We start from the raw sequence: 9,484 nt of genomic DNA on the forward strand, positions 1-9,484 counted from the left end.
TTTGCCGATGAAACGCCATTAAAGGTGGTGAAATCGGACAAAGTAAACAGTTACATGTGGGTGTATTGCTCGGGTCGAGATTCACCAGACCCGAATAATCCCATCCCTAATATCGTACTTTACGACTTCCACAATAGTCGCGCGGCCGCCTGCGTGGTCAATTATCTTGATGGATATCAAGGGTACTTGCACGTGGATGGCTATCAAGCCTATGCCAGAACAGAGGCAACCTTAATTGGCTGCTGGGCGCATGCTCGTCGTAAATTTATCGACGCGAAAAAGCTACAAGGTAAAAACAAAACCGGCAAAGCGGATGTGGTATTGAGCCTTATCCAAAAACTGTACGGCGTTGAGTCACGCATCAAAGATAAAAGTGTGGATGACAAATATACGGCAAGACAAGAGGTTAGCCTGCCTATTCTTAGCAAGCTAAAAATATGGCTTGAGCAGGATCAGCCAAATTTAGTGGGGAACAGCAAACTGATAGAGGCAGCTAATTACCTGGCAAATCAATGGCACAAGCTCATACGCTATGTTGATGATGGCCGACTTAGCATCGATAATAATAGAGCAGAACGCGCGGTAAAACCGTTTGTGATAGGCCGAAAGAATTGGTTATTTAGCCAAACGGCTAACGGTGCCCATGCTAGTGCCACCCTTTACAGCATTGTGGAAACCGCCAAGATAAATGGTCTAATCCCATTTAATTACATCTGTGCTTGCCTTGATGAACTGTGCCAGCCTGAGCCCGATATCGACAGCTTGTTACCCTGGAATTTTAAAACATAGGTGTAGTTCGCTAGACGCTCACTCTAAATTAAAAAATCATGCGCTACATTTGCCGCTAATATTTTCTACTTTTTTAGCTAACTTATTACAGTACATTTTAGAAATAGCTGATTGCGTTTCATCATCAAGTTGCCAGTTATAAAAATGAAAAACCTTACCATTCTCCAGTTCTACTTAAAAATAGTGAAAAGAAAAAACGAGCTAAATGATACAACAGTAATTTCCTCACTATTGATATAACGCTCTGTGCATAGACGTGTATAGCAAATCCCTGCTTTGTAACAATATAAATAAATTTCTCTAGTACCTTTTCATTAATTAAAAATATAGGACTAATCAGTAATAAGGAGCAGCTATAAAAAACTATAAAAAATAAAACCAAATTATAGGTAATAAAAAACCCGCAACATGTGCGGGTTTTTTTAAAGAGTTAAGGAGCTAATTACTTAGCAGCTTTTTTCTCTTTTTCTGCAGCGATTACTGTGTCAGCTACGTTTTGTGGACATGGTGCGTAGTGTGAGAACTCCATAGAGAACTGACCACGACCAGATGTCATTGTACGTAGTGAACCAATGTAACCGAACATTTCTGATAACGGAACGTCAGCTTTAATGCGAACGCCAGTTAAACCAGCTTCTTGGTCGCTTAGCATACCACGACGACGGTTAAGGTCACCGATTACATCACCAACGTGATCTTCTGGAGTGAACACGTCAACTTTCATGATTGGCTCAAGAAGTTGTGCGCCCGCTTTAGGGATCGATTGGCGGAAAGCACCTTTAGCAGCGATTTCGAACGCGATTGCAGATGAATCCACGGCATGGAAACCACCGTCAAAAAGTTCAACTTCAACGTCTAATACTGGGAAGCCAGCTAGAACACCTTCGCCCATCATTGACTTAAAGCCTTTCTCAACTGCAGGCCAGAATTCTTTAGGTACGTTACCACCAACAACTGATGATTTAAACGTGAAGCCTGAAGCAACTTCGCCTGGCTTGATGCGGTAGTCGATTTTACCGAACTGACCAGAACCACCAGATTGTTTCTTATGCGTGTAGCTATCTTCGATTTCACGAGTGATAGTTTCACGGTAAGCAACCTGTGGTTGACCAACGATAAGGTCTACACCGTAAGTACGCTTAAGGATATCAACTTTGATATCTAAGTGAAGCTCACCCATACCTTTAAGGATAGTTTCGCCTGAATCTTCATCAGTCTCAACTTGGAAAGATGGATCTTCTGCAACCATCTTACCGATAGCAACACCCATTTTCTCATTACCGCCTTTATCTTTAGGCTGTACAGCAATCGAGATTACTGGAGTTGGGAATACCATTGGCTCAAGTGTTACTGGGTGCTTAGGATCACATAGAGTGTGACCAGTTTGCACATTTTTCATGCCTACGATAGCAATGATGTCACCAGCTTGTGCTGAAGTAAGCTCTTTACGCTCATCTGCTTGCATCTCAACCATACGGCCAACACGCTCAGTTTTACCAGTAAACGCATTAAGGATAGTGTCACCCTTATTAAGCTTACCTGAGTAGATACGTACGAAAGTTAATGCACCAAAACGGTCATCCATTATCTTAAATGCTAGCGCCTTGAAAGGTTCGTCAGCAGATACGATTGCGAATTCGCCATTTTCGTTACCTTCTTCATCCATAAGAGGTTGAGGATCAACTTCTGTTGGAGCAGGTAAGTAGTCAACAACAGCATCAAGAATTAATTGCATACCTTTGTTTTTGAACGCAGAACCACAGTAAGTAGGGAAGAAAGCAAGGTCACGAGTACCTTTACGGATACAACGCTTGATATCTTCGATAGAAGGTACTTCACCTTCCATGTACGCTTCCATTAGGTCATCGTCTTGCTCTACAGCAGTTTCGATAAGCATTTCATGGTATTCATCAGTTTTCTCTACCATGTCTGCAGGAACGTCTTCAATAGTGTAGTTTTCTGGAAGACCTGTCTCATCCCAAACATATGCTTTTTTGTTTAAAACATCAACAACACCTATGAATTCGTCTTCAATACCGATTGGTAAAGTCATGATAAGTGGAGTAGCACCAAGTACTTTTTGTACTTGCGCTGTTACACGGTAAAAATCAGCACCCATACGGTCTAATTTGTTTACGAAGATGATACGTGCAACACCTGACTCATTCGCGTAGCGCCAGTTAGTTTCTGATTGTGGCTCAACACCACCAGAACCACAGAATACACCCACACCGCCATCTAATACTTTAAGTGAACGGTAAACTTCAACGGTGAAGTCAACGTGTCCAGGAGTATCGATAACGTTAAAACGGTGATCTTTCCAGAAACAGCTTACTGCCGCAGACTGGATAGTAATACCGCGCTCAGCTTCTTGCTCCATGAAATCGGTAGTCGATTCACCATCATGTGTCTCACCGCTTTTGTGGATAGTACCTGTAAGCTTTAGGATACGCTCAGTAGTTGTGGTTTTACCCGCATCAACGTGCGCGAAAATACCAATGTTTCTGTACTTCGATAAATCTGCCATTAATTTTACTCTTAATAAAGTCGATAAATTATTCGGCAGGAGTATAACATCACTTAATGCGAACATCACCATACAAGCCGCTTAAAATGCAATCAATTCAACATATTTTTTTTATCGTCAGAATCTATTAAATATCAAACATAACAAAAAAATCGCAAGACATTGAAATTAATAGCGTTTAATACTTAAGTTTCAGATACACCAAGTTACTTCGCTATTTTATAGCAACGTTCAGGGCGGCCAATACTGCCGTAACTTTGATCCGCTGTTAACTTACCTGATTCAAGCAAATACTCTAAGTAACGACGTGCTGTAGAGCGACTAACACCGACCAAATCGCCCATTTGCTGAGCAGCAAATGCAGTGGTTGCGTGCTCTACAAAAGCATCATGTATTTTTTGCAGGGTAAGTTGGTCGACCCCTTTTGGTAAACGAACAGACGTGTTGGTTTGCTGCTTTGAGCCAAATAACGTATCAACCATTGACTGCGTTACTTCACTTGCATCAGAAAAACATTGCTGACGTGATTCAAAACGTGCAAGTGCTTGATCTAGTCGGTTTAACATTAATGGCTTAACTAAAAAGTCGCATGCGCCTAACTGCATTGCTTTTTCAAGGGTTTCAACCTCTTTTGCAGCCGTGAGCAGCATAACTTCACTTTTAATTGTTCGTCGTCGTAAATCCGTTAACAAATCTAAGCCATTACCATCAGGCAGGTGTATATCGAGTAAAATTAAATCAGGTTCAATTGCATGCAGCAAAGCTGTTGCCGTGCTTAAATTACCTGCAATGCCCACTATCTGATACTGTGCTTGCCTTAAACTTTGCTTTGGCGTTTGATTGCCTGCAATACCATTTGGTAATAACAAGTACTGCGCTAAAAGCTGTGCTACCTCTACTTCGTCTTCAATTATTACTACTGAATAAGTCATGTTTAATGCTCTTATTATTTTGGAATATAAACACTTAGTCTTGCACCAAGTAGGTCTGACTCACCAATTTTTAACGTACCGCCGCATGAGTCTAAATTTTTATGAAATTAAGCATGTACTTTAGTACTCACTAGCCGATTTATATATGAATAAAAAACAAACTTATCAATAATAAGAATTATTTGCATTTAGGTGTTGACAGGCAGTTAGATCTAACTGATAATCAATATCAACAAGACGGATTGCATACCACTTGTTAAGGAATGAATTGATTTGTTTCTCGACCCTGAAACAACGTGTGGCGCACGTAAACAGCTATGGTTACTTGTTATGAACCGCAACGCCCCTTGATGTTGATGATGAGTAACCGCCCTACTATTTTACTTGCTACATTGCTCATATCGGTGACGGTAGATATGAAACTAAAAAAGCCCTTACGGGCTTTTTTTATGTCTGTAATTTAGTTGGTTAAATTAAACTAAATCAATTAACGACGGTTTTTACGTGCGCGTGCTCGGCGTTGTTTTTTCTCTTCTTCTTTAGCTGCCTTTTTAGCTTCTGCTGCAGCGCGTAAACCAGCAACCATTACTTCTTCTTCCTCACGCATTTGCGGGGTTTCCATAGTAATACGGCCAATAATACCGTCGCGTAATTCGTTGATTAGTATTTCAGACATTTTGTATGTGTCTATTTGATTGCCACCACGAATACAGCCGCGTTTTTTCCCCGCCATTTCAACAAATTCCCAATCACTTTCTGGTAATTCATCTATTTTATAACGCCCTTTTAATAACTCAGGGTATGCACGCAATAGGTACTCAGCTGTGTAACTTGCTACTTCTTCATACTCAAGTGCTGTATCACGAATGGCACCGGTGGCGCCTAAGCGATAACCTGAGTTTTCGTTTTCTACTTTTGGCCACAACATACCTGGCGTATCGTAAAGCATAATACCGTCTTCAAGCTTAATGCGTTGTTGCGCTTTAGTAACAGCAGGCTCATTACCTGTTTTTGCAACTATACGCCCAGCCAATACATTAATTAACGTAGATTTACCCACGTTAGGAATACCCATGATCATGGCTTTAATTTGCTTATCTGCACCCACTTTATGTGGCACTAGCTTTTTACAAAGCTCATTAATACGGTGTACTTCAGCTGCTTTATCATGCCCAAAAGAAATCGCTTTAACACCGTTTTCTTGCTCAAAATAATCTTTCCAGATTTGAGTCATTTTAGGATCAGCTAAATCAGCTTTGTTCAAAATTTTGATGACCGGCTTACCTTCACGCAAGGTTGCCACCATCGGGTTTTCACTACTGTAGGGAATGCGCGCATCAAGCACTTCAATGATCACATCCATTTGTGGCATTATTTCTTTAATTTCATTGCGGGCTTTATTCATGTGCCCAGGGAACCACTGGATAGCCATTTTTAACTCCTAACGTATAATTAACCGCTATTTTAACTGGCAATTCATTGAATTGCGCTATACTGGCGCAAATTTTTTCAGATTAGTTGTTATGGCTCTTAAACCCACCATTATGAAAGTGCAGTTATCGCTTAGCGATATGGACCGCCACGTTTATCAAGATTTTAATTTAACCTTGGCTCAACACCCATCAGAAACCGACCAAAGGTTGATGATTCGCTTACTCGCTTTTGCGCTAAATAGCTGTGATGGTTTAGAATTTACTAAAGGGTTAAGTGCTGATGATGAGCCTGAACTTTGGCATGTAAGCTATAGTGAAGAAATAGAACTATGGGTTGAACTTGGCTTACCAGATGAGAAACGCCTTAAAAAAGCCTGTAATAAATCTAAAAAAGTGGTGCTGTATACTTATGGTGAAAACAATCAAGCAATTTGGTGGCAAAAACATCAACCTAAATTGTATGAATTTAAAAATCTAAGTATTTTTAGCCTTGATTACGCAGCAACACAAGCACTTGCTGCTTTGGTTGATCGTGGAATTAAGCTCGCCATTACCATTCAAGATGGTGAAGTATGGGTAAATACCGATAAAACCAATATTGAAATAAAACCGCTAAAGTTAATGTAATTACGGTAGTTATACCAATTGCATTAAATTAGTTATGTATTATAGCGACAAATAAATAAGTCGATAACAAGGCGAAAATTATGATATATAGCTGTTTTATATAAATAATTTTTAACGCAGGTAGCGGATTATTTAATACGCTAGGATGATCATGTTTTTAATAAAATTGGTATTAGGGAGCATATGAAAGTTAAACACGTTATTGTTTTACATGGCTTGTATATGTCTGGCTTTGTTATGCGCCCACTTTGTTCACGACTTGAAGAGTCGGGTATGACGGTATTAAACATTACCTACAATACGCTCGACCCTCACCGCGATACCATATTTGCACAAATTGATGAGTGTATTTCTAACGAACCTGCAGCGCTTGTATGCCACTCAATGGGAGGGCTTATTGCACGTGCTTACCTAGAGGCAAACTCTCCTGCTAGCCAGAATATTACGAAGGTAATTACACTGGGTACTCCACATAAAGGCAGCCATATAGCGCAAAAAATGAAGCAAAAAGGGTTTGAATCATTTTTAAAAAATAGTGTTGAGTTTTTGCTTACTAAAAATGGTAATTGGCCTTTTAAAGCTAAGCTTTATAGTATCGCAGGCGATTTACCTATTGGGCTTATGCCTTTAATAGTCAAAGGTAGCCAGTCAGATGGCACCGTATTACTAGATGAAACCAAACTTAAAGGTATGGCCGAACACAAAGTGTTTCATTTAAGCCATACCAGTATGATTTACTCGCGCCAAGTACTCGATTACATTTTAAAGTGCTTAAACGAGAAAGATTAATCCTCAGCATTGGCTGCTATTTTATAACTAATTAAAAATACCACTGCCAGTATCAGCGGAATGGGCGCCGCAATGTAACCAAAAAAATCTGAGTTCGCAAAGCTTGCTCCTGCTAAGTGCGCTACTAGCCCAAGCACAAATGCGATGACTGCAATTCCTACCACGATTAACTCTGCTTTATTTTGTTTCGCTGTTTTTGCATGCATGTTATCTCTCCTAATTATTTCGACAACATTATTATGCGCCGTTAGGGTGGATGATTTTTGACCTACATCAATAAAAAAATAGCTAAGTTATTACCTTGAATAAAGTTTGTTTTAGATCATGCTTTATATACTTTTGAGTTTTATTTACTTTTGAGGGGTAGTATTTTTATTAATCAGTCCCATTTCTATTAATAGTCTAAAGTGAATACAGGTATCAAAAACAGCTAATAGGTTAAAACTATTAGCTAGATGCATTTAAACGATTTTACTAATTTATAAAAATTAGTAATACTTATCAAAAGTTCACAAATCAACGGTTATTCAAGGAGCAAGTTATGTCACAGGTAAACGCAATAGGTCTAAACAGTGCTAAAAGTGATGACATTGTAAAATCACTCAATACGCTATTAAGCAGCTACCAAATTCAGTACATGAATGCGCGTGGTTTTCACTGGAATATTAAAGGCCGTAACTTTTTTGAACTACATGTTAAGTTTGAAGAAATTTATAACTTACTACTTTTGAAGGTAGATGAAGTTGCAGAACGTATTTTAACGTTAGATGGCGCACCACTACATGCATTTTCTGATTACCTTGAAGTAAGTAAAATTAAAGAAGCTAAAGGTATTAGTGATGGTGTAACAGCTGTAGAAAACCTTTTAGCTGGTTACAGCACATTAATCCACATGCAGCGCGATATTTTAAACCAAGCTAGCGATGCAGAAGATGAAGGCACAGCCTCACTAATGAGCGATTACATCTCAGAGCAAGAAAAATTGGTTTGGATGTTAAAAGCTTACTTAGATTAAGCGAGTAGAAAAAGCCCTCAATAGAGTAATGCGGATCGTTTAAGTTAATTGAACGATCTTTCAGAGACTTCATAATAGGCTACAACAAAAGTTGTGGCCTATTTTTATGTCTGAATTTATTAAAGAATTACACCTTACTACTGAGTTTAGCCAAGATCGTGATATTGATTCGTTTACTAAGCATATTCCCCTTGAGTGGATTGAAGCAGCCGTTACTCAAACAGGGAGAGCCTCTGTGCGTAAACGACGTTTCCCCGCCGAGCAAGCTGCTTGGCTTGTATTAGGGATTGGTTTATTAAGAAACCGCTCAATATCTGAAGTCTGTGACAAACTAGAGCTCGCTTTTCCTGACGCTAAAGGAGAACTTCCACCATTGGCGACTAGCAGCATTATAAAAGGGAAAGAAAAGCTAGGCGCAGCGCCTATGAAACACCTTTTTAAACATACAGCAACGCAGTGGGAGCAGTCGCAAACTTTTGATGACGTGTGTGGTTTAAAGCTGCTAAGCGTTGACGGTACACAATTTAAAACCCAAGATACGCCGAGTAACCGTCATTTTGGCTATGCTCAATCGACAACGAACTTCCCCTCAGTACTTGCTGTAACCTTGATGTCGACAAGAACGCATTTAATATCCGATGCAGCGTTTGGCCCCATTACTCAAAGTGAAATTCATTATGCTCAACAGCTTGTTGGCTCAGCACCTGAACATTCACTAACTCTATTTGATAAAGGTTTCTTTTCGGCTGAACTATTCACGAGCTGGCAAGGTGTTAGCGAAAATCATCATTGGCTTACGCCCATCAAAAGTAAAATGCGCTATGAAATAACGGAATCATTTAGCGATTACGACCACTTAATAACAATGCCTATTTCGCCACAAGCTAAAAAATCAGCCCCTTACCTAGGTGATACATGGCAAGCAAGGCTTATTCAAATTCCGACACCTAAAGGTGAAATAAAAGGGTTCATCACCTCATGCGCCTGTCCAGAAAAGTACCCGCTGAAAGCGCTACTCGATGTTTATTGGCAACGATGGGAAATAGAGCGAGGATATGGTGAGCTCAAGCAATATCAATTATCTAATAAGCCAGCGCTACGGAGCTTGAAACAGGAAGGTATTTATCAAGAGCTCTGGGGTATTCTGACGTCATACAATATCGTGAGACTTGAAATGGCAGAGATGGCTAAAGCCCATAAAGTGGAGCCATTACGCATCAGTTTCATAAACGCATTATACCTGATACAAGACGAGTTTTTATGGTGCTCAGGTCGAAGCCCCGGGACAATCCCTAAAAAGCTAAAAGAACTACGTGAAAACGGTAAACGGCTAATATTACCGGAGAAAAGAAAGCGAAAAGCTTATCCGCGA

9 protein-coding genes are annotated in these 9,484 nt (G+C 39.8%); 5 read left to right on the plus strand and 4 right to left on the minus strand.

Annotated features, from left to right (window positions below; translation table 11 throughout):
* Positions 1-789: IS66 family transposase (locus L655_RS0112110; RefSeq protein WP_024604753.1), on the plus strand; the 789-nt coding region annotated here is incomplete at its 5' end.
* A gap of 442 nt (positions 790-1,231) precedes the next feature.
* Here the strand turns inward: L655_RS0112110 and fusA are convergent.
* The 3 genes from fusA to ylqF form a co-directional block, all read right to left on the minus strand.
* The gene (gene fusA / locus L655_RS0112115; protein ID WP_024605154.1) at positions 1,232-3,316 is read right to left on the minus strand and encodes an elongation factor G; all 2,085 of its coding nucleotides are present in this window, start codon (positions 3,314-3,316) and stop codon (positions 1,232-1,234) included.
* A 206-nt stretch (positions 3,317-3,522) separates the two neighbouring features.
* A complete protein-coding gene (locus L655_RS0112120; RefSeq protein WP_024605155.1) occupies positions 3,523-4,248 on the minus strand; it encodes a response regulator in 726 nt (241 codons plus the stop codon).
* A gap of 487 nt (positions 4,249-4,735) precedes the next feature.
* Positions 4,736-5,680: a ribosome biogenesis GTPase YlqF gene (gene ylqF / locus L655_RS0112125; protein ID WP_007377881.1), complete on the minus strand. Its 945-nt coding sequence runs from the start codon at positions 5,678-5,680 to the stop codon at positions 4,736-4,738.
* Between the two features lie 91 nt (positions 5,681-5,771).
* On the opposite strand from ylqF, the gene L655_RS0112130 reads away from it, so the two are divergent.
* Both L655_RS0112130 and L655_RS0112135 read left to right on the plus strand, forming a co-directional pair.
* Positions 5,772-6,308, plus strand: a complete 537-nt coding sequence (locus tag L655_RS0112130; protein ID WP_024605156.1) for a YaeQ family protein — start codon at positions 5,772-5,774, stop codon at positions 6,306-6,308.
* A gap of 183 nt (positions 6,309-6,491) precedes the next feature.
* Positions 6,492-7,097, plus strand: a complete 606-nt coding sequence (locus L655_RS0112135) for an alpha/beta fold hydrolase (RefSeq protein WP_004334986.1) — start codon at positions 6,492-6,494, stop codon at positions 7,095-7,097.
* On the opposite strand, the gene L655_RS0112140 is transcribed toward L655_RS0112135, so the two are convergent.
* Entirely contained in the window at positions 7,094-7,303 is a 210-nt protein-coding gene (locus L655_RS0112140; protein WP_007579816.1) for a hypothetical protein, read from the minus strand. The genes L655_RS0112135 and L655_RS0112140 overlap by 4 nt on opposite strands.
* A 335-nt stretch (positions 7,304-7,638) precedes the next feature.
* Between L655_RS0112140 and L655_RS0112145 the strand changes: the two genes are divergently transcribed.
* Both L655_RS0112145 and L655_RS0112150 read left to right on the plus strand, forming a co-directional pair.
* Entirely contained in the window at positions 7,639-8,112 is a 474-nt protein-coding gene (locus L655_RS0112145; RefSeq protein ID WP_024605157.1) for a Dps family protein, read from the plus strand.
* Positions 8,113-8,218: 106 nt separating this feature from the next.
* Positions 8,219-9,484 (plus strand): IS4 family transposase (locus L655_RS0112150; protein ID WP_024605158.1); only part of this gene is annotated, 1,266 nt, incomplete at its 3' end.

Source organism: Pseudoalteromonas sp. TAE79, assembly GCF_000498015.1.
GTDB lineage: Bacteria > Pseudomonadota > Gammaproteobacteria > Enterobacterales > Alteromonadaceae > Pseudoalteromonas.

Coding starts and splice junctions, on each gene's coding strand:
- fusA (WP_024605154.1), bottom strand. CDS start 3,316: ATGGCAGATTTATCGAAGTACAGAAACATTGGTATTTTCGCGCACGTT.
- L655_RS0112140 (WP_007579816.1), bottom strand. CDS start 7,303: ATGCATGCAAAAACAGCGAAACAAAATAAAGCAGAGTTAATCGTGGTA.
- L655_RS0112135 (WP_004334986.1), top strand. CDS start 6,492: ATGAAAGTTAAACACGTTATTGTTTTACATGGCTTGTATATGTCTGGC.
- ylqF (WP_007377881.1), bottom strand. CDS start 5,680: ATGGCTATCCAGTGGTTCCCTGGGCACATGAATAAAGCCCGCAATGAA.
- L655_RS0112145 (WP_024605157.1), top strand. CDS start 7,639: ATGTCACAGGTAAACGCAATAGGTCTAAACAGTGCTAAAAGTGATGAC.
- L655_RS0112130 (WP_024605156.1), top strand. CDS start 5,772: ATGGCTCTTAAACCCACCATTATGAAAGTGCAGTTATCGCTTAGCGAT.
- L655_RS0112120 (WP_024605155.1), bottom strand. CDS start 4,248: ATGACTTATTCAGTAGTAATAATTGAAGACGAAGTAGAGGTAGCACAG.